Annotated in this window: 31 protein-coding genes; 30 read left to right on the top strand and 1 reads right to left on the bottom strand. The window is 42.2% G+C overall.

All coding sequences use genetic code 11. The annotated features are described in order from the left end of the window. Positions 1–46: 46 nt before the first annotated feature. The 28 genes from rpsA to CSV77_RS01870 all read left to right on the top strand — a co-directional run bounded on the left by rpsA (position 47) and on the right by CSV77_RS01870 (position 24,255). A complete protein-coding gene (gene rpsA, locus CSV77_RS01735; protein WP_099636013.1) occupies positions 47–1,195 on the top strand; it encodes a 30S ribosomal protein S1 in 1,149 nt (382 codons plus the stop codon). Between the two features lie 130 nt (positions 1,196–1,325). Further along, positions 1,326–2,636, top strand: a complete 1,311-nt coding sequence (gene der / locus CSV77_RS01740; protein ID WP_099672055.1) for a ribosome biogenesis GTPase Der — start codon at positions 1,326–1,328, stop codon at positions 2,634–2,636. Positions 2,637–2,662: 26 nt separating this feature from the next. Further along, the gene (locus CSV77_RS01745) at positions 2,663–3,682 is read left to right on the top strand and encodes an NAD(P)H-dependent glycerol-3-phosphate dehydrogenase (RefSeq protein WP_099672056.1); all 1,020 of its coding nucleotides are present in this window, start codon (positions 2,663–2,665) and stop codon (positions 3,680–3,682) included. An 11-nt stretch (positions 3,683–3,693) separates the two neighbouring features. Beyond that, complete coding sequence (locus CSV77_RS01750) at positions 3,694–3,906, top strand: DUF2768 domain-containing protein (protein ID WP_369802715.1); 213 nt, start codon at positions 3,694–3,696, stop codon at positions 3,904–3,906. A 3-nt stretch (positions 3,907–3,909) separates the two neighbouring features. Beyond that, positions 3,910–4,620 carry an LptM family lipoprotein gene (locus CSV77_RS01755; protein ID WP_099631557.1) on the top strand — a complete coding sequence of 237 codons (711 nt, stop codon included), beginning with the start codon at positions 3,910–3,912 and terminating at the stop codon, positions 4,618–4,620. A 339-nt stretch (positions 4,621–4,959) separates the two neighbouring features. Continuing rightward, positions 4,960–6,438: a stage IV sporulation protein A gene (gene spoIVA, locus CSV77_RS01760; protein WP_085133386.1), complete on the top strand. Its 1,479-nt coding sequence runs from the start codon at positions 4,960–4,962 to the stop codon at positions 6,436–6,438. 216 nt (positions 6,439–6,654) lie between these two features. Beyond that, complete coding sequence (locus CSV77_RS01765) at positions 6,655–6,927, top strand: HU family DNA-binding protein (protein WP_037561579.1); 273 nt, start codon at positions 6,655–6,657, stop codon at positions 6,925–6,927. Between the two features lie 179 nt (positions 6,928–7,106). Further along, entirely contained in the window at positions 7,107–7,676 is a 570-nt protein-coding gene (gene folE / locus CSV77_RS01770) for a GTP cyclohydrolase I FolE (RefSeq protein WP_099631558.1), read from the top strand. Positions 7,677–7,741: 65 nt separating this feature from the next. Then, complete coding sequence (gene mtrB / locus CSV77_RS01775) at positions 7,742–7,963, top strand: trp RNA-binding attenuation protein MtrB (protein ID WP_029053045.1); 222 nt, start codon at positions 7,742–7,744, stop codon at positions 7,961–7,963. Next, a complete protein-coding gene (locus tag CSV77_RS01780; protein WP_099672057.1) occupies positions 7,960–8,706 on the top strand; it encodes a heptaprenyl diphosphate synthase component 1 in 747 nt (248 codons plus the stop codon). Before mtrB ends, CSV77_RS01780 begins: the two co-directional genes overlap by 4 nt. Before the next feature lie 36 nt (positions 8,707–8,742). Beyond that, positions 8,743–9,438: a demethylmenaquinone methyltransferase gene (locus tag CSV77_RS01785; protein ID WP_099672058.1), complete on the top strand. Its 696-nt coding sequence runs from the start codon at positions 8,743–8,745 to the stop codon at positions 9,436–9,438. A 26-nt stretch (positions 9,439–9,464) separates the two neighbouring features. Further along, positions 9,465–10,439 carry a polyprenyl synthetase family protein gene (locus tag CSV77_RS01790; protein ID WP_099631658.1) on the top strand — a complete coding sequence of 325 codons (975 nt, stop codon included), beginning with the start codon at positions 9,465–9,467 and terminating at the stop codon, positions 10,437–10,439. Between the two features lie 90 nt (positions 10,440–10,529). Continuing rightward, positions 10,530–10,976: a nucleoside-diphosphate kinase gene (ndk, locus tag CSV77_RS01795; RefSeq protein ID WP_099631561.1), complete on the top strand. Its 447-nt coding sequence runs from the start codon at positions 10,530–10,532 to the stop codon at positions 10,974–10,976. A gap of 115 nt (positions 10,977–11,091) precedes the next feature. Continuing rightward, the gene (locus CSV77_RS01800) at positions 11,092–11,865 is read left to right on the top strand and encodes a CheR family methyltransferase (protein WP_099672059.1); all 774 of its coding nucleotides are present in this window, start codon (positions 11,092–11,094) and stop codon (positions 11,863–11,865) included. A 23-nt stretch (positions 11,866–11,888) separates the two neighbouring features. Further along, positions 11,889–13,070 (top strand): chorismate synthase, encoded by a 1,182-nt coding sequence (aroC, locus tag CSV77_RS01805; protein ID WP_099672060.1) that lies wholly within the window; start codon positions 11,889–11,891, stop codon positions 13,068–13,070. A 1-nt stretch (position 13,071) separates the two neighbouring features. After that, a complete protein-coding gene (gene aroB / locus CSV77_RS01810) occupies positions 13,072–14,178 on the top strand; it encodes a 3-dehydroquinate synthase (RefSeq protein ID WP_099631564.1) in 1,107 nt (368 codons plus the stop codon). Beyond that, the gene (gene aroH / locus CSV77_RS01815; protein ID WP_099631565.1) at positions 14,175–14,540 is read left to right on the top strand and encodes a chorismate mutase; all 366 of its coding nucleotides are present in this window, start codon (positions 14,175–14,177) and stop codon (positions 14,538–14,540) included. The genes aroB and aroH overlap by 4 nt, the downstream gene beginning before the upstream one ends. A gap of 24 nt (positions 14,541–14,564) precedes the next feature. Beyond that, positions 14,565–15,656: a histidinol-phosphate transaminase gene (gene hisC / locus CSV77_RS01820; protein WP_099672061.1), complete on the top strand. Its 1,092-nt coding sequence runs from the start codon at positions 14,565–14,567 to the stop codon at positions 15,654–15,656. Between the two features lie 12 nt (positions 15,657–15,668). Then, positions 15,669–16,781: a prephenate dehydrogenase gene (locus CSV77_RS01825; RefSeq protein ID WP_099631567.1), complete on the top strand. Its 1,113-nt coding sequence runs from the start codon at positions 15,669–15,671 to the stop codon at positions 16,779–16,781. Between the two features lie 15 nt (positions 16,782–16,796). Further along, positions 16,797–18,092 (top strand): 3-phosphoshikimate 1-carboxyvinyltransferase, encoded by a 1,296-nt coding sequence (aroA, locus tag CSV77_RS01830; protein ID WP_099672062.1) that lies wholly within the window; start codon positions 16,797–16,799, stop codon positions 18,090–18,092. 27 nt (positions 18,093–18,119) lie between these two features. Further along, positions 18,120–19,382, top strand: a complete 1,263-nt coding sequence (locus CSV77_RS01835) for a tetratricopeptide repeat protein (RefSeq protein ID WP_099672063.1) — start codon at positions 18,120–18,122, stop codon at positions 19,380–19,382. A gap of 1 nt (position 19,383) precedes the next feature. Continuing rightward, positions 19,384–19,944, top strand: coding sequence for a ReoY family proteolytic degradation factor (locus CSV77_RS01840; RefSeq protein ID WP_099631570.1), 561 nt, complete (start codon positions 19,384–19,386; stop codon positions 19,942–19,944). Between the two features lie 85 nt (positions 19,945–20,029). Further along, positions 20,030–20,479: a DUF2487 family protein gene (locus tag CSV77_RS01845; protein ID WP_158231606.1), complete on the top strand. Its 450-nt coding sequence runs from the start codon at positions 20,030–20,032 to the stop codon at positions 20,477–20,479. Positions 20,480–20,797: 318 nt separating this feature from the next. Further along, positions 20,798–21,301: a QcrA and Rieske domain-containing protein gene (locus CSV77_RS01850; RefSeq protein WP_099631572.1), complete on the top strand. Its 504-nt coding sequence runs from the start codon at positions 20,798–20,800 to the stop codon at positions 21,299–21,301. Positions 21,302–21,323: 22 nt separating this feature from the next. Continuing rightward, entirely contained in the window at positions 21,324–21,998 is a 675-nt protein-coding gene (qcrB, locus tag CSV77_RS01855) for a menaquinol-cytochrome c reductase cytochrome b subunit (protein WP_081244540.1), read from the top strand. A gap of 51 nt (positions 21,999–22,049) precedes the next feature. Then, on the top strand, positions 22,050–22,817 hold the full coding sequence (locus CSV77_RS01860; RefSeq protein WP_099672064.1) for a menaquinol-cytochrome c reductase cytochrome b/c subunit: 768 nt from the start codon (positions 22,050–22,052) through the stop codon (positions 22,815–22,817). 97 nt (positions 22,818–22,914) lie between these two features. Beyond that, complete coding sequence (lhaT, locus tag CSV77_RS01865) at positions 22,915–23,520, top strand: lipoprotein heptaprenylglyceryl N-acetyltransferase LhaT (RefSeq protein ID WP_099672238.1); 606 nt, start codon at positions 22,915–22,917, stop codon at positions 23,518–23,520. Between the two features lie 66 nt (positions 23,521–23,586). Beyond that, complete coding sequence (locus tag CSV77_RS01870; RefSeq protein WP_199171302.1) at positions 23,587–24,255, top strand: zinc metallopeptidase; 669 nt, start codon at positions 23,587–23,589, stop codon at positions 24,253–24,255. Between the two features lie 39 nt (positions 24,256–24,294). Here CSV77_RS01870 and CSV77_RS01875 read toward each other — a convergent pair whose 3' ends face one another. Then, a complete protein-coding gene (locus CSV77_RS01875; protein ID WP_099631575.1) occupies positions 24,295–25,167 on the bottom strand; it encodes a YitT family protein in 873 nt (290 codons plus the stop codon). Positions 25,168–25,348: 181 nt separating this feature from the next. Between CSV77_RS01875 and CSV77_RS01880 the strand changes: the two genes are divergently transcribed. Both CSV77_RS01880 and dapB read left to right on the top strand, forming a co-directional pair. After that, entirely contained in the window at positions 25,349–25,687 is a 339-nt protein-coding gene (locus CSV77_RS01880; protein ID WP_099672066.1) for a nucleotide pyrophosphohydrolase, read from the top strand. Then, a complete protein-coding gene (dapB, locus tag CSV77_RS01885) occupies positions 25,677–26,477 on the top strand; it encodes a 4-hydroxy-tetrahydrodipicolinate reductase (RefSeq protein ID WP_099631577.1) in 801 nt (266 codons plus the stop codon). Before CSV77_RS01880 ends, dapB begins: the two co-directional genes overlap by 11 nt. The last annotated feature ends 17 nt before the right edge of the window (positions 26,478–26,494 follow it).

The raw sequence follows: 26,494 nt of genomic DNA on the forward strand, positions 1-26,494 counted from the left end.
AATTCGCATAATATAGAGATAGGATCATTATGGAGGAGGACTACATATGACTGAAGAGATGAATATGGATGAAGTTAAAGAATACGGTGAAGGTGCACACGTAACGGGTGTAGTGACAAAGGTTGAAGAGAAATCAGTGACTGTTGAAATCGCTGGCGCTCCGTTTGATGGTGTGATTCCGATCAGTGAACTTTCCAGCTTGCATATTGAAAAAGCAGCGGATGCAGTCTCGATCGGTGACGAATTACAATTGGCGATTACTAAGGTGGAGGATGAGATGTATGTCTTGTCCAAGCGTCAAGTAGATGCTGAAAATGCATGGGATTCACTAGAAGAAAAATTTGAAAGTGGCGAAATCATCGAGACAGAAGTAAAGGACGTAGTAAAGGGCGGACTGGTTGTCGACCTTGGCGTTCGCGGTTTTATTCCAGCTTCTTTAGTAGAAGATCACTTCGTTGAATCGTTTGATGATTATAAAGGACGCACGATGACATTTAAAATTGTTGAAATGGATAAAGAAAAGAACCGCTTAATCTTGTCTCACCGTGCGGTTGTTCAAGCACAAAATGAGCAGAAAAAGGAAGCCGCACTTTCTGAAATTCAAGAAGGTGACATTCTTGACGGTACAGTACAACGTATCGCTTCATTTGGTGCTTTCGTTGATATTGGTGGCGTAGATGGTTTGGTACACATTTCACAAATTTCACACGGACATATTGAAAGCGTGTCAGATGTGTTGAAAGAAGGCGATGAGATCCAAGTCAAAGTGTTGTCTGTTGACCGTGATGCGGAACGCGTATCTTTATCCATTAAAGATACATTGCCTGGACCATGGGAAAATATTGAAGAAAAAGCAGAAGTCGGCTCTGTACTGGATGGCACAGTAAAACGTCTTGTAGCCTATGGCGCATTCGTCGAGATTTTGCCAGGCGTGGAAGGACTCGTTCACATCTCACGTATTGCACACGAGCATATCGGAACACCACAAGAAGTACTTGAAGAAGGCCAGACTATACAAGTAAAAGTATTAGACGTGAATCCACAGGAAAAACGTATTTCATTGAGCATTAAAGATCTTATTGAAAAACCGCAAGAAGCACGTGAGGAAAACTTTAGTTATGAAATGCCTGAAGAAACAACTGGCTTCTCTTTAGGAGATGTCATCGGTGATCAACTGAAGAAATTCCAAAAATAAACGTCAGATTGTGATAAGCTAGCCACAAATGATAAATAAGCTTACCTGGAATGATGATGCTTTCATATGCATCATCATTCTTTTTGTGTATAATATTCAAAGATAGGTCGGAAGGGTGTTATGAAAGAAAATGAAAAAACCAACAGTAGCAATCGTAGGAAGACCAAACGTCGGTAAGTCGACAATCTTTAACCGGATCGTAGGCGAACGAATTTCTATCGTAGAAGACGTTGCCGGTGTAACGCGGGATCGTATATACAGCGCAGCCGAATGGTTGAATTATGAATTTAACTTAATCGATACAGGCGGTATTGAACTGAGTAATGAACCATTACTTGACCAAATTCGCATGCAGGCTGAAATTGCCATTGAGGAAGCAGATGTCATCATCTTTTTGACGAATGGCAGAGATGGTGTGACAGATTCAGATGAACAAGTAGCACGTATGCTGTATAAAACGAACAAGCCAGTCGTATTGGCAGTGAATAAAGTAGATAATCCAGAGATGAGAGATATGGTCTATGATTTTTACTCACTTGGATTTGGCGAACCGTATCCACTCTCAGGATCACACGGTCTAGGACTTGGTGATTTATTGGATGCAGTCGCAGAAAGCTTTAAAGATATGAACTTAGAGGAAGAGGAAGATGATTCCATCAAGTTCTGTTTAATTGGACGTCCGAATGTCGGGAAATCGTCACTTGTTAACGCTTTACTAGGTGAAGAGCGTGTCATCGTAAGTGATATCGCCGGAACGACAACTGATGCGATTGACTCTACAAAAGTAGTTGATGGACAAGAATTTAAAATTATCGACACTGCGGGAATGCGTAAAAAAGGGAAGGTATATGAAAACACAGAGAAATATAGTGTTTTACGTGCCTTAAAAGCGATTGACCGCTCCGATGTCGTATTGATTGTCATGAACGCAGAAGAAGGTATTCGTGAACAGGACAAACGTGTAGCCGGCTTTGCCGAAGAAGCAGGAAAAGGTGTCATGTTTGTTGTCAATAAGTGGGATACGCTTGAAAAAGACGATAAGACGATGAATAATTTCATCGATGATATTCGCGATCAGTTTAGATTTCTCGACTATGCCCCTATTTTCTTTGTTTCAGCTAAAACAAAGCAACGTGTGCATACATTATTCTCCAATATCCAATTGATCAGTGAAAATCATGCGATGCGTATTCAGTCGAGTGTCTTGAATGAGGTAGTGGAAGATGCAGTGGCGCGAAATCCTGCACCTGCAGACAAAGGACGTCGTTTGCGGATTTATTATGCAACACAAGTTGCTGTGAAGCCACCGACATTCGTGATCTTTGTCAACGAACCCGAACTTATGCACTTTTCTTATGAACGTTTTTTACAGAACAGATTACGTGAAGCCTTTGGATTTGAAGGAACACCAATCCGTTTAATTACAAGAGCGAGAACTTAACTACGGAAATAGAAAGGGTGGAGGTAATGGAAAAAGTCTCTATAATCGGGGCAGGCAGTTGGGGAACCGCACTCGCTGTTGTGCTAGCTGAAAACGGACATGATAGCTTAATTTGGACGAGACGTGCAGAACAAGCAGATGAAATCCACAATCAGCACACGAACAACCGGTATTTACCAGATGTGAAACTGCCCGATAACCTTAACTCTACTAGTGAACTACAAGTGGCAGTCCAACATGCGAAAACGATTATACTTGCCGTGCCGACTGCTGCGATGCGTGAAACGTGTCGCCATATTCAGGAATTACTAACTGATCCTGCTATATTTGTCCATGTCTCCAAAGGAATTGATCCGGACTCACTGCAACGGATTTCTGAAATCATTGCAGATGAAATCGATGAAACACTGCGTGAAGCCATTGTGGTGCTTTCTGGACCGAGTCATGCGGAGGAAGTCGTACATAGACATCCGACAACAGTAGCGGTCGCTTCAAGCAACATGAAAGCGGCAGAACGGATACAAGATTTATTCATGAGCAATTATTTCCGTGTCTATACAAATAAAGATGTAATCGGTGTGGAGCTTGGCGGGGCATTGAAAAATGTCATCGCTTTGGCTGCTGGAATTTCTGATGGACTAGGTTACGGCGATAATGCAAAGGCTGCTCTTATTACGAGAGGTCTAGCAGAAATTACACGTCTCGGTGTTGAAATGGGTGCGGACCAACAAACGTTTTCCGGATTAACGGGACTCGGCGATTTGGTCGTTACATGTACAAGTGTTCACTCTAGAAACTGGCGGGCAGGAAACTTACTTGGAAAAGGACAGTCCTTGGAAAGAGTGACTGAAGAAATGGGCATGGTCATAGAAGGGGTACGTACTACGAAGGCCTCGTTTCAGTTGGCGCAGCAGTTTCATGTCAACATGCCGTTGACAGAAGCATTGTATTCCATCCTATTTGAAAAAATCCCGCCCAAGCAAGCAGTGGATCAATTAATGACTCGTGGTAAGAAACAGGAAATCGATACATTTTTCGGTATTTAAACAGTAGGAGGGTGACAATTTTGTCCTCGTTAGATAAAATGTGGCTATCTTTTTACGCGATGGGATTCATGGCTATTTCAATGGGCTTGATTTATTTGAGCCGATATAAAATAAAAAACCGTGTCGTACAAATTCTATTTGCGATTATTGCCTATACACTATTAATTACATCGTTCTTCGCAATGGTCTATTTGGTATTCAACGGACCGACTGGAGGGGCGTAAATTATGAACAAACGAATGCTACTTTTTTTAGTTATAATCTGTGGACTATTATTGTCTGCTTGCGGCGGCCGTCCACCTGAAGAAAAACAAGCAAGTGAAACACCTTATCCTGAACTTCAAGAAACTATCCAAAAAGCTGTAGAGCGCTATCAAGAACAGTCGGGCGGTCTATTACCAATTAAAACACGCGATCAAGAAACCGATCAATTCATCAAATATCCAATCGAGTTCTCAAAAATCGTTCCGGATTTCACTGAAAAGATCCCGTCCAACGCATTCGAAAACGGCGGCATCTTCCAGTATGTTCTCGTAGATGTAGAAGAAAATCCTACAGTTAAGCTAGTCGACTTGCGTATAACCGAAAAACTACGCGACTTAAACTTGCGCAAATTTATCAACGGAGAATTACCATTCTTAGATCCAGTTGGCGACAACGTCTATAAAGTGGACTTCAAGAAAATGGGCTTTAAAGAACCACTAACCGTCCAAAGCCCATACTCTGACGCTCATTTACCTATCGTAGTAGGCGGCGACGGAAACTTTTACGTAGACTATTCCATCGACCTCAACAAGATCTTAATGGAACAAAAGCCAGAAATAAAAGCAGGCACAGATATTCGTTATCTACTATACGAAGACTCCTTAGTCCTTCCGGCATATTCCTTGCCATACACAGTGGATGAAAACAACGAACCTGTGTTTATGAAGAAATAACGTTCTCCAATTTGTAGGTGACCTCATGTATTAGCACTTGAACTATATATATTTCAAAGAGTAATACAAATTGTCACCATAATATAACTAGGATTGGTACGGAAGATGGGACGACTCTGGGAGGATCAGCCCGACAGGTGAGACCGCTAAAGGAACGCAGTGACTAGCGGGCTCACCGCGGGCCCTCCAGAAAGCGTTCCCATCTGGAGTACCAATCCCGAACCGTTACAAAGTTTATTAACTAAATTAGTGCCATTACCCAAAAACGTTTCGTGCATCTATGCATGAAACGTTTTTCTGTTTCATAAGCTACAATGCGGAGAAAAAGGAGGGCTAATGATGAAAGAAGAACTATACGAAAACTTAGCTAGAAGAACAGACGGCGATATTTATATAGGTGTGGTAGGCCCTGTTCGAGTAGGGAAATCCACTTTTGTCAAACGAGTCATGGAGGAAGTTGTAATTCCCAACATGACGGATGCCAATGATCGAATACGTGCACAAGACGAACTTCCCCAAAGTTCACCAGGTCCCGTAATCATGACTGCAGAACCTAAATTCGTACCTGCCCAAGGCACAAGCGTTTCAATAGGGGACGGTGAACTGGAATTCCAAATTCGCCTAGCAGACTGTGTAGGCTACGTAATTGATGGTGTTAAAGGATATGAGGACGAGGATGGGCCGAAATACGTCCATACACCATGGCACAATGAACCGATTCCGTTCCAAGAAGCGGCACGTATCGGAACGGACAAAGTGATTCGTGATCACTCGACTATTGGAATTTTGCTGACGACAGACGGTACGGTGAACAATATTTCACGCGCGGCCGCTGAAGTTGCTGAAAAAGAAATCGTTTCGAAATTGCAAGAAATCGGTAAACCATTCGTCATTGTATTAAATTCTAAAATGCCTGCTCATGAAAAAGCGTTGGAACTAAAACAGCAATTACATGAAAAGTATGGTGTTCCCGTCATTGCTATCAGTGCGGATCAGCTCAATGCAGCAGAGATCCAGCTTATTCTCAAAGAGGCATTGTATGAATTCCCTATCACGGATATCGAACTGCAACGTCCCGACTGGATGGAGGAGCTTGGGGATAGCCATAAGCTGAATGCACGTATCGATCAGCTAATCACAGATGGATTCCTAGGCGTCTCGAAAATTCGTAAAGTTCAGGAGATTGCGGAGTTATTGCAAGAAGAAGAGTTTATTAGACAAGCAGAAGTAGTGGAAGTCGATGCAGGTAAAGGCCGCGCCATCGTGAAGATTGATATGGATGAGCAAGCTTTTGTTAATGTCTGTGAGGAGTTCATGGGAACAGAAATGCGTTCCAAAAAGGATTGGTTAATCTTCATTCAAGAAGCGGTTAAAGCGAAAAAATCGTATGATATGTATGCGGAAGCAATTGATACGGCGAAAAAATCAGGTTATGGCGTAGCGTTGCCATCGATTGAAGATTTTCAGCCAACTGCTCCTGAATTAATTAAACAAGACACGTTTTATGGGGTGAAAATGAAAGCGAAAGCACCTTCACTTCACATTATTCGAATCGATATGGAAGCGGAATTCGCTCCGTTAATCGGCTCTGAATTCCATAGTCATCACTTGTTGAAAGAATTGAAAAATGCGTATTTACATGATCGTGAAGCATTATGGGAAACACAATTATTTGGCACACCATTACATGAAGTCATGAAAGAAAGTATCCGATATAAGACCGCAGCAGTTCCAGATCGAGCTAGAAAACGCTTGCGTGAAACCATTGAACAAATGGTGAATGACGGGAATAAAGGTATGATTACCTTCATTGTGTAAGGTGAAAAAATAAGGAAATCACGTAACAAATATAGTTTGAAATGAAGAGAGATCCGTCAAAAACGGGTCTTTTTTCTATGCTTTTCTATCAAAATCGCTTGAAATGCCGTGAATAAAGGAAAAGCGCGATAATATTGTTGCACCGTAGTTTTTCTTATGTTACTCTTTTTACAGTGTTAACAGCAATAGCATCCCCTTTGAGAGGAGGTGAACGGTGTGAATAAAACAGAATTAATTAACTCTGTGGCAGAAGCGGCAGGTCTAACAAAAAAAGACGCAACTAAAGCTGTTGAAGCTGTATTCGATACAATTCAATCGACTCTTGCTAACGGTGATAAAGTTCAATTGATTGGTTTCGGAAACTTCGAAGTACGCGAACGTGCTGCTCGTAAAGGACGTAACCCACAATCAGGCGAAGAAATCGAAATCGCTGCAAGTAAAGTTCCAGCTTTCAAAGCAGGTAAAGCACTTAAAGACGCAGTAAAATAATTTGAGATTTTACATAGGAGTCCGTCCAGCAAATCTGTTCGTCAGATGGCCATGGATGGACTCCTTTACGTTTTTTAAATTGGTATACATAGGGAAGTACAAGTAACTATACGGAATGAATGGAATGTGCTAATATTTTGGGGAAATAGGTTTAGTTCTTACAAGGAGGACATGCTGTTATGAAAGAGCAAGATATAAATAAATTAGAACAGGCAGTTACGATGATCCTAGAAGCAATCGGTGAAGATCCGACTCGTGAAGGATTACTGGAGACACCGAAACGTGTTGCTAAAATGTATCAAGAGGTATTTGAAGGGTTAAATAAAGATCCAAGAGAGTATTTCGATACGGTATTCCATGAAAATCATGATGAAGTCGTGTTGGTGAAAGATATTCCATTTTATTCTATGTGCGAGCATCACTTGGTTCCGTTTTTCGGTGTAGCCCACGTAGCATATATTCCGCGTAATGGAGTAGTTGCAGGTTTGAGCAAGTTGGCAAGAGCTGTCGAAACAGCAGCACGTCGTCCGCAATTGCAAGAACGCATTACATCCAGTGTGGCAGATGCCATGATGGAAAAGTTGAATCCCCATGGTGTTTATATCATTATCGAAGCGGAACACATGTGTATGACGATGAGAGGAATTAAGAAGCCAGGGGCTAAAACCATCACGACTGTCGCTAGAGGAATCTATGAACATGATGACGTGAAGCGTGCGGAAATTTTATCTCTTATTCGAACGAACTAAGGTCTTTGCCGAGCGCTTGCTGTATATGCTATCATTAGGATTATATATAGACTGGAGATGCGAAAATGACACAACCCGATTATCTAATTATCAAAGCGAAAAAAGATGGAGTGAATGTCATTGGGCTCACGAGAGGCAATGACACCAAGTTTCACCATACCGAAAAGCTGGATAGAGGAGAAGTCATGATCGCGCAGTTTACCGAGCATACCTCCGCTATTAAGATTCGAGGGGAAGCTGAAATTCATACAGCCCACGGCGTAATTGCGAGTGAGGAAAAAGAATGACCGTATCCTTACGGGAATGGAGCTTACTGATGGAAACAAAAGGATTCACTGACCAAGTCGACAATTACATACACCATTTGCGACGCGCTATTTATCAGCCAGTGGTCGAACGAGATGCGGGGCATGCTCCGATTGACAGGCGAAAAGCTTCGTTGCTCTTATTGCCTTTGCTCAATGGAGAGCAGTGGACAGATGAGATGCAAACCGTGGCGCTAGCGATTGGTGCCATCCACACGGCTTTTGATGTCCATGATCAAATCGATGTCGTAGATGCTTCATCCAAAGAACAGCAATTGATGGTTCTTGCGGGCGACCACTTCAGCGGTATCCACTATAAGCTATTGGCGTCAATTCCAAACTTCCATCTCATTCGTTCTTTGTCATTGGCAGTCGGCAGGATTAATGAATGCAAAACGACATTGTTTCAAGCACCGCCCTCCACTCTTGAAGATCGGTTGCAGTTAATTTCTGAAGTGGAAAGTGCATGTATTGTGAAATTCTTCGAAGCATTCGGCTTTAGTCACTACACACATATCGTAGAAACAGTCTTTCCACTCGTTTGGCTGCTCGACAGCACACAGCGTGACTTGAATCGGATGAAATTTCCGCATCTAGTGCCGAGTACGAATGATACAGAAGATTGGATCGATCAATTACAACTACAGCTGAACAACAGATTGAAGAACAGCTCTTATTTACATACTGAAGTACTAGCAGAGTTGCAGAAAATGACGAAACCATAAGAAAGTAAACTGAAGTGAAGAAAGAAGGGACGAACTGTGGCGGTCTCAAAAGAAGAAAGAGTTCATAACGTCTTTGAAAAAATTTCGACAGACTATGATAAAATGAATTCCGTGATCAGTTTTAATCAACATATTAAATGGCGGAGTGATATCATGGCACGCATGAATGTACAGCCGGGCGCTAAAGCACTTGACGTTTGCTGTGGTACTGCAGACTGGACAATTGCATTGGCTCAAGCCGCAGGTCCTACTGGTGAAGTTATCGGTTTGGACTTCAGTGCCAACATGCTGGATTCGGGCAGAGACAAAGTAGCCCCTTACCCAAACCTTACATTAGTTCAAGGTAACGCAATGTCACTTCCTTTTCCAGACAATTCATTTGATTATGTGACGATCGGGTTTGGTCTACGCAATGTTCCCGATTACTTGACTGTTTTAAAAGAAATGCGACGCGTGTTGAAGCCGGGTGGAATGGCAGTGTGTTTGGAAACATCTCAACCTAAAATACCTGTCTATCGTCAAGGGTTTCGCTTCTATTTCAAATTTATTATGCCGCTATTTGGTAAACTTTTCGCAAAGAGCTTTAAAGAGTATTCTTGGCTTCAGGAATCAGCAAATGATTTCCCAGACATGAAAGAGCTAGCACAGCTTTTTGTTGATGCAGGATATCAAGAAGTATCATATAAGTCTTACAGTGGCGGTGCGGCGGCAGGTCATATCGCTTACAAATAATGAATACACGGGAGAAGGTAATGGGGTTGGAAAAAATTAAGTTGATGTCGCTTTATACGGATTTCCGCAAAGATATGTCCTATATTGAAAAAGAGCTTGAGCGATCCGTGCAATCCTCTTCTCCCATTGTTCGTCAAGCTTCCTTGCATTTATTGAAAGCCGGTGGCAAGAGGATTCGGCCGATTTTCGTGATAATGGCTGCTCAATTCGGAACGTATTCGCTAGAAAGCGCTGCGAAAATTGCAGTATCCCTTGAATTAATCCACATGGCATCACTCGTCCACGATGACGTAATTGATGATTCTGATATGCGCCGCGGTTTACAAACCGTTAAAGCAAAGTGGAACAACCGAGTGGCAATGTATGCGGGGGACTTCATCTTTTCGCGGGCGCTAACATCTATCGGTACTATCGAGAAAGCACCTATCCATCAGATTCTCGCCGAAACCATGCTGGAGATATGCAAAGGGGAAATTATCCAGTTTGATTTCCAACAACAAACAGATCAAGGTTTGCGCGACTATTTGAAACGTATTAAGCGAAAGACTGCTTTACTGCTATCCTCTAGTTGTGAACTTGGCGCACTTAGTGCAGATGCAGACGCTCAAACTGTACGGAAACTAAAGAGATATGGGTATTTCACTGGAATGGCATTTCAAATCATCGACGATATTTTGGATATTACGTCAACAGATGAAGAACTTGGAAAGCCGGCAGGAAGTGACTTGTTAAATGGTCATATTACATTGCCTGTTTTATACATAAAAGATGATGAACAATTCAAGCCCTACATGGAACGTGCGTTTACCGGAGAGATGGAAGAGCCGGATAGACAATCGATGCTTCGCTATATTCGACAAAGTGGTGCGATTGAAAAAGCACAGCATGTAAGTGATCTGTACTTAACCAAGGCACTTAAGGAATTGGAAGATTTGCCGAATGGTAAGTCGAAGAAAGCACTGACTCAAATTGCTGATTTTATCGGCCAACGAAAATATTGACGGAGTTTGTTAATAGTTGAAAGAAAAAGGCGTCGATGGTACGATTTAAAAGGGATCATCCCTATAGAAGATCGAAGGAGTGTTTTAGAGATGGAAAGAACATTTTTAATGGTAAAGCCTGACGGCGTACAACGTAACCTTGTAGGTGAAATCGTTGGTCGTTTCGAAGACAAAGGATATCAATTAGTTGGTGGGAAATTAATGAACATTTCTCAAGAACTTGCTGAACAACATTACGGAGAGCACAAAGAACGTCCATTCTTCGGAGAACTTGTAGAATTCATTACTTCTGGACCGGTTTTCGCAATGGTATGGGAAGGCGAGAACGTCATCTCTACTGCTCGCTTAATGATGGGTGCAACGAATCCAAAAGAATCAGCTCCTGGAACTATTCGTGGAGACTTTGCTGTAACAGTAGGCAAGAATATTATTCATGGTTCAGACTCATCTGAGTCAGCAAGCCGCGAGATCAACTTATTCTTTAAAGAAGAAGAGCTTGTGACTTATGACAAAACAGTGAACAACTGGATTAATTAATCGCCAAAAACAGCCGAGCGAATTTCGCATGGCTGTTTTTCTTATACATACGACCTACTTTTTCCGTTATAATGAGAACGTACATAAAAGAGAAGAGGCAACAGGGGGTTGTTAAATGTCTGATTATTCGATGTTAATTCAAGGGGTCAAGAAGAAAACTGGGATCGATTTGTCATTGTATAAAGAAGCCCAGATGAAGAGAAGACTCACTTCACTATATGAAAAGAAAGGCTTTCGTAATTTTAAAGATTACTCTCTAGCTATTCAAAGTGATCAAGACTTATTGGACGAATTCCTGGACCGCATGACGATTAATGTGTCAGAATTTTACCGCAACGCCTTGCGTTGGGAGGTCTTAGAGAAGAAAGTATTCCCTCAATTATTGGAGAAAAATAAACGATTGAAAATTTGGAGCGCGGCTTGTTCTACCGGGGAAGAGCCTTATTCATTAGCAATGGTTCTATCATCCTATCTTCCTTTGCGTGATATTTCTATTTATGCAACGGACTTAGATGTGGGCGTATTGAATCGTGCCAAAGTTGGTTTATACAATGATCGTGCATTAAAAGAAGTGCCCAAACCGATCATCGATAAATTCTTCATAAAAGAAGGTGCTTCTTATCAAGTAGTAGAAGATATCAAGAAGACCGTTACATTCAAACAGCAAAACTTGCTGGAAGATCGCTATGATACGAACTACGACTTGATCGTCTGCCGTAACGTGATGATTTATTTCACGGAAGAAGCGAAAGATCAGATTTATACCAACTTCTCCAAAGCACTTAAACCAGGTGGTGTTTTGTTCGTTGGAAGCACAGAACAAATATTCAATCCTGAAAAATATAACTTTGAATCAGTAGATACATTCTTTTATAGAAAAAAACAATAAACCACGTTACGGAGGAATGGAATATGCGCTTTATTACAGCTGGTGAATCCCATGGTCCACAGCTTACTGCCATCATTGAAGGATTACCTGCACAGATGGAGCTAACTGCTGAGATGATCAATAAAGAATTGAAGAGAAGACAAGGCGGACACGGTAGAGGCCGGAGAATGCAAATAGAGAAGGATCGGGTAGAAATCTCATCCGGTGTACGCCATGGTAAAACAATTGGCTCACCGGTTACGCTAACGGTTGTGAACGATGATTGGAAACACTGGACAGGCATCATGGGCGTAGAACCACTTCCGGACGACGTGAATCCAGAAGATGTAAAGCGTCAAATTACACGCCCTCGTCCCGGACACGCGGATCTAGTCGGCGGCATGAAATATGGCCATCGTGACTTGCGAAATGTGTTGGAACGTTCATCGGCACGTGAAACGACGATGCGTGTTGCAATCGGGGCGGTAGCAAAACAATTTTTGCGTCAGCTTGGGATTGAAACTGTAGCGCATGTTACGGAAATTGGCGGCATCGAAACAGATTCTGCTGCCTATGCTGATCTTTCCATTGAAGAACTACGCGCGATCGTAGAAGAAGATGCAGTATATTGTGCGGATAAAGAAGCGTCTGTCAAAATGACGGAAGCCATAGACGATATTAAAAAGCGCGGTGATACACTAGGGGGCGTAGTGGAAGTCATCATTGAAGGATGTCCTCCTGGGATTGGTAGTTATGTACAATTCGATCGCAAAATGGATGGTAAGCTTGCAGGTGCTATGATGAGCATTAATGCTTTCAAGGGTGTTGAAGTCGGTTTAGGGTTCGATATGGCAAAAATGCCAGGCAGTGAAGTGCATGATGAAATTAGCTGGAATAAAGAGCAAGGATATTACCGAAAATCCAATCGTTTAGGTGGACTTGAAGGTGGAATGACGACAGGTATGCCGATCATAGTGCGTGGTGTAATGAAACCAATTCCAACACTTTACAAGCCGCTAGAAAGCGTGGATATTGATACAAAGGAATCTTTCGTTGCAACGATTGAACGTTCCGATCCTTGTGCCGTTCCTGCTGCATCTGTTGTAGCTGAACATGTCATCGCAACAGAGATGGCTAAAGCGATTATGGAAGAATTCCGTTCGGATACAATGGACGCCTTACAGAAGGATATTGAACAATACAGACAATATGTAAAGGAGTTTTAAGATGGATAAGTTAACTGTTTCCGTCCGAGATCACCAATACGATGTCTATGTAGGTTCAAACACCTATGAATTATTTTCGACTGACTATGCAGATTTGCTAAGTACGACAGATAAAATTGGAATTATTGCCGATGCGCGTGTGGCAGAATTACATCTCCCTTTATTGCAAGAAGCTTTATTACGTTCTGGTCGCGAGGTATCGGTGAAAATCGTACCTGGCGGCGAGAAGTGTAAAATGCCAGAAGTTTACGTGGATTGTCAGTCTTTCTTATTGACTGAAGGATTTACGCGAAATTCCCTCCTTATCGCATTTGGCGGAGGGGCGTGTGGGGATTTAACAGGTTTTGTAGCTGCTACATTTATGCGTGGTATTCGCTTCATCCAATGCCCAACCACTGTACTTGCGCATGACAGTGCAGTCGGTGGGAAAACAGCCATCAATATGCCGGAAGGAAAAAATATGGTGGGATCATTTCATCAACCTTTAGCCGTATTGTTTGATACTGATGTATTTAACACGTTACCTGCGTCCGAAATGCGTTCAGGTTTGGCGGAATTGGTCAAGCATGCTTTTATTTCGGATCCATTATGGACGGAGCAATTACTGGAACAAGAACAGTTTTCTACACCTTCTATAGAGTGGCTTGAAAAGGAATTACTTCGTGGCATCAAGGTAAAAGCAGATATCGTTGGAGAAGATGAGTTTGAGAATTCGACGCGTAAGTTTTTAAACTTCGGTCATACATTTGGACATGCAGTGGAAGCGGCTTCTGGATTCGGCAGCCTCAGCCATGGGGAGTGTGTCATGATTGGTATGGGGTATGCCTTCTTGCTAAGTGAGAAATACGGTAATATCCCTGAAGGATTCACGAATCGCTATCTTCATTTTGCTAACAAAAATGGCTATACATTTAAGCCAGTATTCTCTTATAGTTTCGAAGAGTTATTATCCTATATGCAAAAGGATAAGAAAGCTTCATTCGGTAAAATGAATTTCGTTTTATTACAAAAAATCGGTGAACCTTTTGTGAAAGGAATTAGTTCAGAAGAGTGTCAGACTGCATTTGAGGAATTTAAAGTAAAATTGAAAAGCGAGGGAATTGTATGAGTGTTAGGGGAATTAGGGGTGCGACAACAGTTGAAAATGATGACGCATTTGAAGTGTTACGAGCGACAGAATCTCTTGTACTCGAAATGGCGGAGGCGAATCAATTCAAACCGGAAGATATCGGTTCTGTAATTGTTTCAACTACAGTGGATGTCAAAGCGGCATTCCCCGCAAAAGCGATCCGTTCGATTGAAGGGTGGACTTATGTACCGGTCATGTGTACACATGAAATCGATGTGCCTGGCTCTATGCGTAAGTGTATACGTGTCATGATGAACGTCAATACTTCCAAAAAACAAGAGGAAATCCAACATATTTATCAAAATAATGCAGTTCAATTACGACCTGATTTACAAAAATAATACAACGTGAAGGGGAGCGATCTAATGAAGTGGAAACCAATATTACGCACGATGCAACCTTATACACCTGGTCGTTCATTAGCGGAAGTAAAACGTACATACGGCCTGCAAGAAGTACATAAGCTCGCTTCAAATGAAAACCCTTATGGTTCATCACCTGAAGTCGCAGAATATTTACGTTCAAAGGCAGCTCAATTTGAAATGTATCCAGATGCTTACACCGCAGGATTACGGGGGAAGCTGGCAGAATTCCATCAAATCGATCCGAATGAAATTATTTTCGGGAATGGTTCAGATGAAATTGTTTCCATCATTTCCCGCGCCTTACTGCAAACAGGAACTAATACGGTAATGGCTTCTACGACATTCCCACAGTACGCACATAATGCAAAAATAGAAGGTGCCGAAATTCGTGAAGTGGCTATGCTTGAAAATGGTGATCATGATTTAGAAGGCTTTTTAAAAGCCACTGATGAAGAAACGGCTGTCATTTGGGTGTGTAATCCGAATAATCCAACAGGTAATCTTTTGTCAAGTGACTCAATTAAAAAATTCTTGGATCGGGTACCTAAAACGGCACTTGTTGTTCTCGATGAAGCATACTTTGAATTTGTTACAGATCCGACACAGCAAGACGCTATGACGTGGATTCATGACTATGACAACTTGATTGTACTTCGTACGTTTTCTAAAGCATACGGACTGGCAAGTTTCCGCATAGGTTATGGCGTCGCTAACGCGGATATAGTATCTGAGCTTAATAAAGTGCGGAACCCATTCAACAACAGCTCGCTTGCATTAGCAGTAGCGGAAGTTGCCCTTGCGGATCAGCGATTCCTTCAAGATTGTGTTACGAAAAATGACGAAGAACGAAAACGATATGTAGACTATGCGCAACAGCATGCATTGGCCATCTATCCGTCAGAAACTAATTTTGTATTAATCGCTGTCCCTCTAGACGCGGATGCTGCATGCGAGATTTTCATGCAAAATGGATATATTGTCCGTAGCGGAAATCTGCTAGGTACACCAGGATTCGTTCGCGTAACGATTGGAACGCATGAACAAAATACAGGCTTCTTTAAAGCGTTCGATCAACTATTAACTAACCAATAAGGATAGATGACAATGAAAACAACAGTAGCTATAATTGGACTCGGATTGATCGGTGGATCACTAGGTCTAGCATTAAAACGAAATCCAGAAATTCATATTGTAGGTTTTGACCGCTCCTATGCAACTGCTGATGAAGCATTTCGAAGAGGAATCATTGACACGGTCGCACCTTCTGCAAAATCAGCCTGTGAACAGGCTGACTTTGTTGTTTTTGCGACGCCCGTCAATACAACGGTTGCTCTCTTTAAAGAAGCGCAAGACTGGGACTTCAAAGAACATGTAATCGTCTCAGATACAGGTAGTACGAAAAAACCCATTATGGATGCTGCGAAGATCTTACAAGAAAAAGGAATCACCTTTATAGGTGGCCATCCAATGGCGGGATCCCATAAAAGTGGTGTATCCGCTGCGATGGAACATCTCTTTGAGAACGCCTATTACATTCTGACACCGAATGACACAACGACTGAAAAACAAATCGATGATATAGAGAAATTGCTTTCCTCCACCAAAGCGAAATTGATTGTCCTACAAGCGGAAGAACACGATCGTATGACAGCTATCATCAGTCATTTCCCGCATATTGTAGCCTCTTCATTAGTCGGCCGCTTAGCCGCGCAGGAAGAACAACAACCATTCGTGAAAAAATTAGCTGCAGGTGGTTTCCGTGATTTAACACGTATCGCTTCGGCAGATCCTGTCATGTGGCGTGATATTACAATCCAAAATCGGGATGAGTTGTTGTCACAGGTAGACGGTTGGCTCGACGAAATGAATACAATTCGCGCTATGCTAGAAGACAATAATCCAGAGCGTATTTTCGATTTCTTTGCGCAGGCGAAAACTTACCGCGATCAACTTCCTTCTACAAATGAAGGCGCGGTCCAAGGTGCGCTCTACATGACATTTGATCTACACATCGACATACCAGATCATCCGGGTATCATTTCCGAGATCACGAAAATTCTAGCAGATGCCAATATTAGTTTGACCAATATACGTATCGTGGAAACACGTACCGATGTGTATGGCATTTTAGTTGTCAGCTTCCAATCAGCTGCTGAACGTAAGAAAGCTCGTCAAGTATTGACGGCAAAAACTGACTATTCTATGCATGTACTTTAAGAGGGGGAGAGCGTAATGTCAGAACTACAAACGGTTTCATTCGAAAAGCCAGTTCTTCGCGGTGCTTTACAAGTACCTGGAGATAAATCAATTTCCCACCGCGCGGTTATGTTGGGTTCAATTGCAAAGGGCAAAACCACAATCAGTGGTTTTTTGGATGGTGAAGATTGTCTGAGCACCATTGAAATGTTCAAACAGCTTGGTGTAAAGATTACGCGGAACGGAACTTCTGTAACGATTGAAAGTCCTGGCATCGCGGAGTGGCAGACGCCAGCTGGAGCACTTGACGCGGGTAACTCGGGAACAACTGCGCGATTAATGCTAGGTATTTTATCCGGTTCTTCCGTAACGTCTGAAATGTGTGGAGATCAATATTTATCTAAGCGTCCGATGAAGCGTGTGACGAATCCTTTGGAGCAAATGGGTGCGGATATCAAAAGTAAAGGATCGGCGGATTACTTACCACTTATAATCACTGGGAATACATTGCAAGCAATCGATTATTTGATGCCAGTTGCTAGCGCGCAAGTAAAGTCCGCTGTATTACTTGCAGGTCTTCAAGCCAAGGGGACTACGTCTGTTACAGAAATTACTGTATCGCGGGATCACACGGAACGTATGTTAGTACAATTTGGTGCGAAGCTGGAACAACAAGACAAAGTAATCCGGATCGAAGGTGGGCAACAACTAACAGGAACAGATGTCGTCGTACCAGGAGACATATCCTCTGCTGCTTTTTTCATGGTAGCCACGGCATTAGTTGAAAACAGTGATGTGTCGTTCCTAAAAGTTGGATTGAACCCTACTCGAACAGGTATACTAGATGTACTAGAAGCGATGGGCGTGGAAATCGAACTATCAGATGAACAAGGTTTTTCGGGTGAGCGTTATGGCACTGTACGAATAAAGCATTCACGACTGCGAGGAACTGAAATCGGTGGTGATTTGATTCCAAGATTAATCGATGAACTTCCTGTACTTGCTTTATTAGCAACACAAGCAGATGGAAAAACTATTATAAAAAATGCTGAAGAACTTCGTGTAAAAGAGACGGACCGTATTGAGGCAGTTGCTACGGAATTACGGAAGCTCGGAGCGGATATTGAGACCACGTCGGACGGTATGATTATTCATGGTCCGACACCACTTGCGGGTGCCACACTTCAATCCTACGGTGATCATCGTCTAGGCATGATGGCAGCGGTAGCGGGATTGATTACGTCAAGTCCTGTTCAGATTGATAATCCATCTTGTATCGCGATTTCCTATCCGCGCTTTTTCGAAGATCTTTCGGAGCTAGTTAATCAATAAAGTAGAGTAGAAAGCTCAGGTGAAAAAATGAAGATATTGCAGGAATTGGAGCAAACAGTACTGAATGGAGATTTAGATGTACTTCATGATGAAATACAGAAACTGCAAGCTACCAATGAGTATGACACATTATACAATGTCGCAAATCTATTGATCGAATATGGATTCGTCAGACAAGCTGACGATATATTTTCTCAGTTGTTGCTCGTATTCCCTGACGAAGCTCAGTTGAAAATAGATCGCGCTGCCGCTTTACTTGAACTTGGTGAAGAGGATGAAGCCTTACTATTACTGACGGACGTCTCACCAGACGAAGAAGAGTATGTGCAAGCATTGCTTGCACAAGCGGATTATTATCAAATGCTCGGACTTGCCGAAACGGCATTATCTAAAGTGCGTGAAGCCGCAACATTGGCCCCGCACGAACCGGTAATCCAACTTGCGCAAGCAGAACTTCTATTGGAGTCAGGTAGATATAGTGAGGCTGTGAGAATTTACGGGAAGCTTCACGAGACAACCGAAGAGATCGCAGGTGTTCGTCTATCTTCGCGACTTGCAGAAGCGTACAGTGCAGGTGCTGCGTACGAGGAAGCCATTCCGTTCTACGAGGCATTACTGGACAAGGAAGTACATCCTGAAGAGTTGTTTGGATTAGGGTTGGCTTACTATCAAACTGCTCGCTACTCGGAAGCGGTCACACGTCTTGAGCAGTTGCTAGAAATGGATCCAGATTATTTCTCCGCTTATATGCTTGCAGGTCAAAGCTACGCGCAACAAAATGAAGACGACAAAGCGTTGGAGTTTTTTAAAAAAGGTATTGAACGCGATGAGTTCGATAAAGAATTGCAGCTGGCCGCAGGGAAATCTGCATTGAAGCTGCAAATGCCAGAACAAGCAGAAGAGCATTTAAAAGAAGCTCTCGTTTTAGATCCGGAGTATATTGATGCAATTGTCACGCTTGCTTCGGTTTATGAAAATCAGGAAGATGACGAAGCGTTAATTGATCTGCTGACGTACTCTGAAGTCGATCAATTAGAAATCCCTTTACTTCATGCTTTCCTTGCATATGCCTATGAACGTACAGAAGATTACGAAAAAGCGTATGAAATGTATTTCAAAGCATATGATGGGATGAACGAAGATGCTGCTTTCTTAGATCAATATGCACGATTCTTGCTGGAAGAAGGTAAGCGCGATGAAGCGTTACCAGTAATTCAGCAGCTAGTAAGAATCGCTCCGCATGATGAGGAATGGATCGCATACATCGCGCAATCTGAAGAGGAGGGGTAGGATGAAGGCCGTGGTTCCTGTAGCTGCTAAAAAAGAATTTTTAAGGTGGTTTTTAAAGCGCTATCGATTAAAGCGCCGGGAATGTGTATGGATTTTAAATTATCTTCTCAGCAACGAACATTTATTAATGAATGTTCATTTTACAAATGAGGCACATCACTGTCCACGCGCCATGATCATTTCCACAACAGAGGTGGATAGTATTCCGTTTCGCTTCTACAAGGGAAATTTGATGACGGCTGATGCGGAAAAGTCATTTCACGACCTTAGACTGCACCCAGACGAGGATATGTTCATCCAACTGAATTTCAAACACAGCAACAAATGTCCTGAGTACGCGAGTGTGGCGGAAGAGAATCCGTACTTGCCGGAAGATCTGCTGAAGAAAAAGAAAGACCAACAAATAGCTGAAAAGCTGTTGGAAGAAAGCTTCACATTAACGACCAATGACATGTTACTGAAGAGAATCGATGAAGCACTGGACAACGGTGACCGTGAGCTGTTCATTAGCTTGACAGCTATGTTGAACGAGATGAAAAAAGATAAAGATATCAGCCAATGATTTCGCCCTCCGCGGTGGAATCATTGGTTTGCGTTGTGGAAAAATATGAGCTAAACTTTACTGAGTAATGTAAGGAGGAATGACAATGAACTGGGTTCCAAAAGATGTGGATACGTATATAACTCAAAAGGAATATATTGATACCGTCGTAGTACCTTTAATAACGATAGACACACGACCTGAAATGATGAAAAACAGTGCATCCTCTTCTGAGTTTTTGATGAATCTATCGATGTTCATAGAGAAGCAATTTAAAGGACGTATGATGTTCTTACCGCCTGTTTCATACACGCAGTCAACAGACTTGCAACAAATGGCGGACACGTTATCACAAGATTTGAAGAAGTCTTCCTTTACGCATGTCTTCTATCTTACGACGGATTCTAAGTGGACGAGCGTGACGGTAGAAGGTAAGGTCGTTTGGCTTCCGTCCATTCCGCTCGAGACGATGGACAACCATCTTCGCCAGACCATCATGGAAGATCAGCTACGTCAAGTACTGACACACTTTATGGAGAGTTGGAATGTGCAGTAGGGTGATAAATAATGAAGACAGAGTTCAGGATTGACACGATCTTTTGATTTAGAACTTGAACTAAATCAATTTTAATGTCATTATCAGTACAGGCACACCTAAACACCGTCCTCAAAAGGGTACAAGCACTAATCGGGACGTATTTAAAGGTTGATTGCCGTTTGTCACCAAATCTTAATATTTGTCAACAAACTTAAGTACCTACTAAAAGCATTATTGAATTTAGTTTCATATTGATATATCATAGATATGTCCTAGTATTACAATTAGCAAAAGAATGTCCGTGGGACTGACTTTGGAGTAAGAGGAGGGAAATTACTGATGAGCAATAAAGTGTCAAGACGCACGTTCCTAAGTTATACATTAATGGGAACTGGTGGGTTCATGGCCTCTGCAATGCTGATGCCGATGATTCGTTTCGCAATTGATCCCGTTCTGGCTAGTGCCGGCGGTTCCGACATGATTCCAACACCGCAAAAAGAAGCTGATCTCTCGGAAGTACCAGTTCGTGTCGACTATACAATCAAAGATCGACAAGATGGATGGTATACTTCTGACGAATCTAATACGGCTTGGGTCTACAAAGAAGGCGACAAAGTCATAGCACTTTCTCCGGTCTGTAAACACTTAGGGTGTACAGTAAACTGGGAAGGCGACGAGCATAAAAACGAATTTTTCTGCCCATGTCACGCTGGACGTTATAAGAAAAATGGTGCAAACATTCCAGGAACACCGCCGCTTGGACCGCTTGATGAGTTTGAAGTAGAAGTCATCGACGGATTTGTCTATCTTGGTGGAGTAATACCGAACACATTAGTCTAAAGGGTAAGGGGGTACGACCGCAGTGTTAAATAAAATTTATGATTGGGTGGATGAACGGTTAGATATCACACCAATTTGGCGAGATATCGCTGACCACGAAGTACCTGAGCACGTAAACCCTGCACATCATTTTTCTGCATTCATCTATTGTTTCGGAGGTTTGACGTTTTTCGTAACGGTTATCCAAATCTTGTCTGGTATGTTCCTGACAATGTATTACACACCGGATATTGAAAACGCATGGAAATCAGTTTTCTACCTTCAGAACGATGTTGCATTCGGTGAACTTGTGCGTGGGATGCACCACTGGGGGGCTTCGTTAGTTATCGTAATGATGTTCCTACATACTTTGCGTGTATTCTTTACAGGGTCTTATAAGAAGCCTCGTGAATTGAACTGGATCGTCGGAGTATTGATCTTCGTCGTAATGCTAGGTCTTGGATTCACAGGATATCTATTGCCTTGGGATATGAAAGCTCTATTTGCAACAAAAGTTGGGATTGAGATTGCCGCGTCAGTACCTTTCATCGGAGAACAGATTAAAATCCTTCTCGCGGGTGATTCCACGATTTTAGGTGCACAGACGTTAACAAGATTCTTCGCGATTCATGTATTTTTCCTACCGGCTGCTTTGCTTGGGTTGCTTGCAGCGCACTTTATCATGATCAGAAGACAAGGTATTTCCGGACCACTATAAGAACCAATTTTTTGGTTAGGGTCATCTGAAATTTAAGAAGGAGGGAATAACATGCACCGCGGAAAAGGGATGAAATTTGTTGGGGATTCGCGCATCAAGGCCTCAGGCAAGATGTCGAATACACCAAAAGATTACTCAGAATATCCGGGTAAAACCGAGGCATTCTGGCCAAACTTTCTATTGAAAGAGTGGATGGTCGGATCGATTTTCTTAATCGGTTATCTGATCGTTACTCTTGCACACCCGTCACCGCTTGAGCGTCAAGCGGACCCGACGGATACAATGTATATACCGATACCAGACTGGTATTTCCTATTCATGTATCAGCTACTGAAATATGAATTCGCTTCCGGTCCTTATAACGTGATCGGTGCGATCGTAATTCCTGGATTGGCAGTTATGGCATTAATGCTAGTTCCATTCATGGATACAACGAAAGAGAGACGTCCGTTTAAGCGTCCATTGCCAACAGGTTTCATGATTCTTTCATTCTTAGCTATCTTCTACTTGACTTGGGAATCAGTCGAAAACCACGACTGGGAAGCAGCAAAAGTTCAAGGTGCTATTGTGGACGAAGTGGAATATGATGAAACGGCTGAAGGGTATGAGATTTATCAAGGCTCTTCCTGTATTGGCTGTCACGGTGACTCCTTCCAAGGTGGACTGGGCTTACCGTTAACTAACACAGGTTTGACACCTGAAGAAATTATCGAAATCGCTCATGATGGCCGTGGTACAATGCCTGCTGGTACATGGGAAGGTTCAGATGAAGATCTTCAAGTACTTGCTGAATTTATATCTGAGCTAGAAACGAAGTAAGAAAAAGAGTCAGGAAACTGACTCTTTTTTTCTATATATTGATCTTTAATTAAACTTTACATAAAAATAGTATATTCCAATGGAAGTGGTGATGTTTTTGCGAATGTTATGGGCTCAAATCTGGATGATCCTTTCACATAAATCATTCTTATGGATTCTTCTTTTTATCAATATAGTAGGTTCGGTCTACGGATATGATTGGTATATGTGGCAACTGGAAATCACAGAACCGAAATACTGGATTTTCGTTCCGGATAGTCCTACGGCTACTTTGTTCTTTTGTATAGCTATAATAGGCTGGCTACTTAATCGAAACTTCAAATTGATGGAAGCACTCGCACTCATCACTTTAGTAAAGTATGGCTTATGGGCGGTCGCTATGAATTTGTTGACGCTCGTTGTAACCGGTTCGATTGGTTGGATAGGCTGGATGTTGATAGGCTCCCATTTTGCAATGGCATTGCAAGGAACCTTATACTTGCCAAAATATAAATTCACAGCTTGGCATATTGCAATTGCGGCTATTTGGACACTTCATAATGATGTAATCGACTATGTCTTCGGACAAATGCCAATTTACCACGACCTTTCGCAATTTAGTCCACAAATCGGCTATTTCACATTTTGGTTATCCATAGCTTGTATTGCTACGGCTATGTGGAATTATAAGTCGAGACTGGACATGCGCGTGTTGAAAGCGTAGTTAATAGTTGCAGGAAGCAAGTAAACATTATAAAATTAAAGGCAGAGAGAAAGGGGAGAGATAGACGTGTTCTGGATTTACTTTGGTATCATTTTATTGCTTCCTATCTATGCGCAATTTAAAGTGAAAAGCACATATAAAAAGTATTCAAAGATTCGTTCTACTTCTGGGATGACAGGTGCTCAAGTAGCAAGGCTTATTTTGGATCAAAATGGTTTACATGATGTAAAGGTAGTGGAAAGCCAAGGGTTTTTAACAGATCATTATAATCCATTGACAAAGATCGTGGCACTATCGACAAGTAACTATCATGAATCATCTGTAGCAGGTACTGCAGTAGCGGCGCACGAAGTCGGTCACGCTATTCAAGATAAAGAGGCTTACTCATTCTTACGTTTCCGCCACAGACTGGCGCCAGTCGCTAGTTTGACTTCAAATGCATCCTGGGTATTCATCATGATTGGGATTATCTTCTCTAGCATGAACTCTTTGCTAGGTATCGGAATTCTGTTGATGGCCGTTGGGGTACTATTCCAAATTGTTACATTGCCAGTAGAGTTTAACGCATCATCACGTGCGATGGATCAAATCATTCAACTTGGCATCATCCGTAATGATGAAGAACCACAAGCGAAAAAAGTATTGAGTGCAGCCGCGATGACATATGTTGCTGCAACTGCAGTAGCTGTACTGGAGCTAGTTCGTTTGATTTTAATCTTTACAAGCCGTGACTAATAAATACAAAATCCTTCTGCTATAGCAGAAGGATTTTTTTTAATCACTGATTGGCCTTTTTTGTTCATCCAATGTAAATCCTTCACCCATTACATCATGTACTTCCATCATGGAGACGAATGCTTCGGGATCTACAGCGGTGATGAGGTTTTTCAATCGAATCATTTCATTTTTTCCGACCACGCAGTAGAGTATTTCACGGTTTTCTTTTGAAAAATGACCATAACCTTTGAACACCGTCACGCCTCGCTCCATAGAATTTGATATGTTAGTAGCGATTTCATCTGGAAAGTTCGTTACAATGAATGCACCTCTCGCAGAGTATGCTCCTTCTTGTACGAAATCAATGACGCGAGCTCCAACGAAGAGTGCAACCAATGTATACATCATCGAGCGGTAATCTAAATAGACAGCCCATGACAATAAAATGATAGCGGCATCGAACACAAACATCGTTTTACCCATCGTAATTCCATATTTCTTATGTACGAGTCTCGCTATGATATCGGAGCCACCTGTCGTCCCACCGCTTCTAAATATAATACCTAGTCCTACACCGATGAATACGCCAGCAAATAGCGCGACTAGGAACAGGTCACCTTCCATATGGATATTCACTTGATACTGCATGAACACTTTAATGAAAATCGACACTGCCACCGTACCGATGACAGTATAGATGAAGGAACGTCTGCCAAGCATTTTCCAACCTATTAAAAACATAGGGATATTCAGCAATAAGTTCAGTAAGGCTGGATCCCAATTGAAAGCAAACAGTAGAATTAATGTAATTCCGGTAAATCCACCTTCTGCTAGTTCATGCTGAATCGTAAAGTTCACGAGTCCAAAACTAAATAGCGCTGCGCCTAACATAATCAATAAAATATTCCGTACACGAATTCCAGCGAACAAACACACCACTCCTCCTGTTAATTAATTCTGGATGTAATTGAACTTCTTGTTCTATGTAGCTTGTCCTACGTACGCACTTATAATCATTCAGTGATACGTGCACTATACATAGTATGTGCTAAATATTATATTTTGACAATAGCTAGAAGAATGCATACGATAGGAAGGGGAGTTGATAGCGATGACTAAAACGATGGAACAATTGCAACGAGATGTTGATACATACATAACTGGTTTTAAAGAAGGATACTTTCCTCCAATGGAACTCATCGCACGGCTTACGGAAGAGTTGGGGGAATTATCCCGTGAAGTACAGGATCGCTACGGGATGAAGAAGAAAAAATCTTCTGAAGCCATCCGAACGTTGGAGGAAGAAACGGGCGATCTATTATTCGTCTTAATTTGTTTTGCTAACTCACAACAAATCGATTTATCCGAAGCGCTAGATACCGTAGTGACAAAATTCAATACAAGAGATAAAGATCGCTGGACCAAAAAGGAGGAAAAGAATGATGATTAAATTAGCAATAGCAGGTGCACGTGGAAGAATGGGTGGGACTGCTATAGTCGCAGGAACGGAAGCGGCAGATATAGAGATTGTAGCGGTACTCGATTATAAACATGACGGGGAATATTTACATAATGGAACAGTATCGGATGCCGAAGGTGGAATACCGATTTTCACATCGCTTGAAGCGTTGCATGCTGCGCACCATCCTGATGTATTACTTGATGTCACAGATCCCGATGCGGTATTTGCTAACGCAAGTAAAGCATTGTCATTAGGCATGGATGTAGTAATCGGAACATCTGGATTGACGGCTGAAATGCTCAAAGACTTAGAGAGTCTGTCCAATGAACAGCAAAAAAGCTGTATTATCGCACCGAACTTCTCGATTGGCGCTGTTCTCATGATGAAATTTGCTCAACAAGCTGCTCGTTACTTAGGAGATGTTGAAATACTTGAAATGCACCATGATCGGAAATTGGATGCACCGTCCGGAACAGCTGTGAAAACGGCAGAGATGATCCGTGAAGTACGTGCCGCTCATATCCAAGGCCATCCAGAAGAACAAGAGAAACTTAAAGGTGCACGTGGTGCCGATATCGAAGGAATGAAAATTCACAGTATTCGTTTACCGGGATTACTCGCACATCAAGAAGTATTACTTGGCGGTGAAGGGGAATTGCTCAAGATCCGTCACGACTCTTTCGACCGGAAGTCCTTTATGCCGGGTATTTTACTTTCGATTCGTGAAGCTGTTTCTACTCCACGATTCATTTATGGGCTTGAAAAAATTATAGATTAAATTTTTGCAGTGAGGCG

Source organism: Sporosarcina sp. P16b, from assembly GCF_002743065.1.
Lineage (GTDB): Bacteria > Bacillota > Bacilli > Bacillales_A > Planococcaceae > Sporosarcina.

Coding starts and splice junctions, on each gene's coding strand:
- rpsA (WP_099636013.1), top strand. CDS start 47: ATGACTGAAGAGATGAATATGGATGAAGTTAAAGAATACGGTGAAGGT.
- der (WP_099672055.1), top strand. CDS start 1,326: ATGAAAAAACCAACAGTAGCAATCGTAGGAAGACCAAACGTCGGTAAG.
- CSV77_RS01745 (WP_099672056.1), top strand. CDS start 2,663: ATGGAAAAAGTCTCTATAATCGGGGCAGGCAGTTGGGGAACCGCACTC.
- CSV77_RS01755 (WP_099631557.1), top strand. CDS start 3,910: ATGAACAAACGAATGCTACTTTTTTTAGTTATAATCTGTGGACTATTA.
- spoIVA (WP_085133386.1), top strand. CDS start 4,960: ATGAAAGAAGAACTATACGAAAACTTAGCTAGAAGAACAGACGGCGAT.
- folE (WP_099631558.1), top strand. CDS start 7,107: ATGAAAGAGCAAGATATAAATAAATTAGAACAGGCAGTTACGATGATC.
- mtrB (WP_029053045.1), top strand. CDS start 7,742: ATGACACAACCCGATTATCTAATTATCAAAGCGAAAAAAGATGGAGTG.
- CSV77_RS01780 (WP_099672057.1), top strand. CDS start 7,960: ATGACCGTATCCTTACGGGAATGGAGCTTACTGATGGAAACAAAAGGA.
- ndk (WP_099631561.1), top strand. CDS start 10,530: ATGGAAAGAACATTTTTAATGGTAAAGCCTGACGGCGTACAACGTAAC.
- CSV77_RS01800 (WP_099672059.1), top strand. CDS start 11,092: ATGTCTGATTATTCGATGTTAATTCAAGGGGTCAAGAAGAAAACTGGG.
- aroC (WP_099672060.1), top strand. CDS start 11,889: ATGCGCTTTATTACAGCTGGTGAATCCCATGGTCCACAGCTTACTGCC.
- aroB (WP_099631564.1), top strand. CDS start 13,072: ATGGATAAGTTAACTGTTTCCGTCCGAGATCACCAATACGATGTCTAT.
- aroH (WP_099631565.1), top strand. CDS start 14,175: ATGAGTGTTAGGGGAATTAGGGGTGCGACAACAGTTGAAAATGATGAC.
- hisC (WP_099672061.1), top strand. CDS start 14,565: ATGAAGTGGAAACCAATATTACGCACGATGCAACCTTATACACCTGGT.
- CSV77_RS01825 (WP_099631567.1), top strand. CDS start 15,669: ATGAAAACAACAGTAGCTATAATTGGACTCGGATTGATCGGTGGATCA.
- aroA (WP_099672062.1), top strand. CDS start 16,797: ATGTCAGAACTACAAACGGTTTCATTCGAAAAGCCAGTTCTTCGCGGT.
- CSV77_RS01835 (WP_099672063.1), top strand. CDS start 18,120: ATGAAGATATTGCAGGAATTGGAGCAAACAGTACTGAATGGAGATTTA.
- CSV77_RS01840 (WP_099631570.1), top strand. CDS start 19,384: ATGAAGGCCGTGGTTCCTGTAGCTGCTAAAAAAGAATTTTTAAGGTGG.
- CSV77_RS01845 (WP_158231606.1), top strand. CDS start 20,030: ATGAACTGGGTTCCAAAAGATGTGGATACGTATATAACTCAAAAGGAA.
- CSV77_RS01860 (WP_099672064.1), top strand. CDS start 22,050: ATGCACCGCGGAAAAGGGATGAAATTTGTTGGGGATTCGCGCATCAAG.
- CSV77_RS01880 (WP_099672066.1), top strand. CDS start 25,349: ATGACTAAAACGATGGAACAATTGCAACGAGATGTTGATACATACATA.
- dapB (WP_099631577.1), top strand. CDS start 25,677: ATGATGATTAAATTAGCAATAGCAGGTGCACGTGGAAGAATGGGTGGG.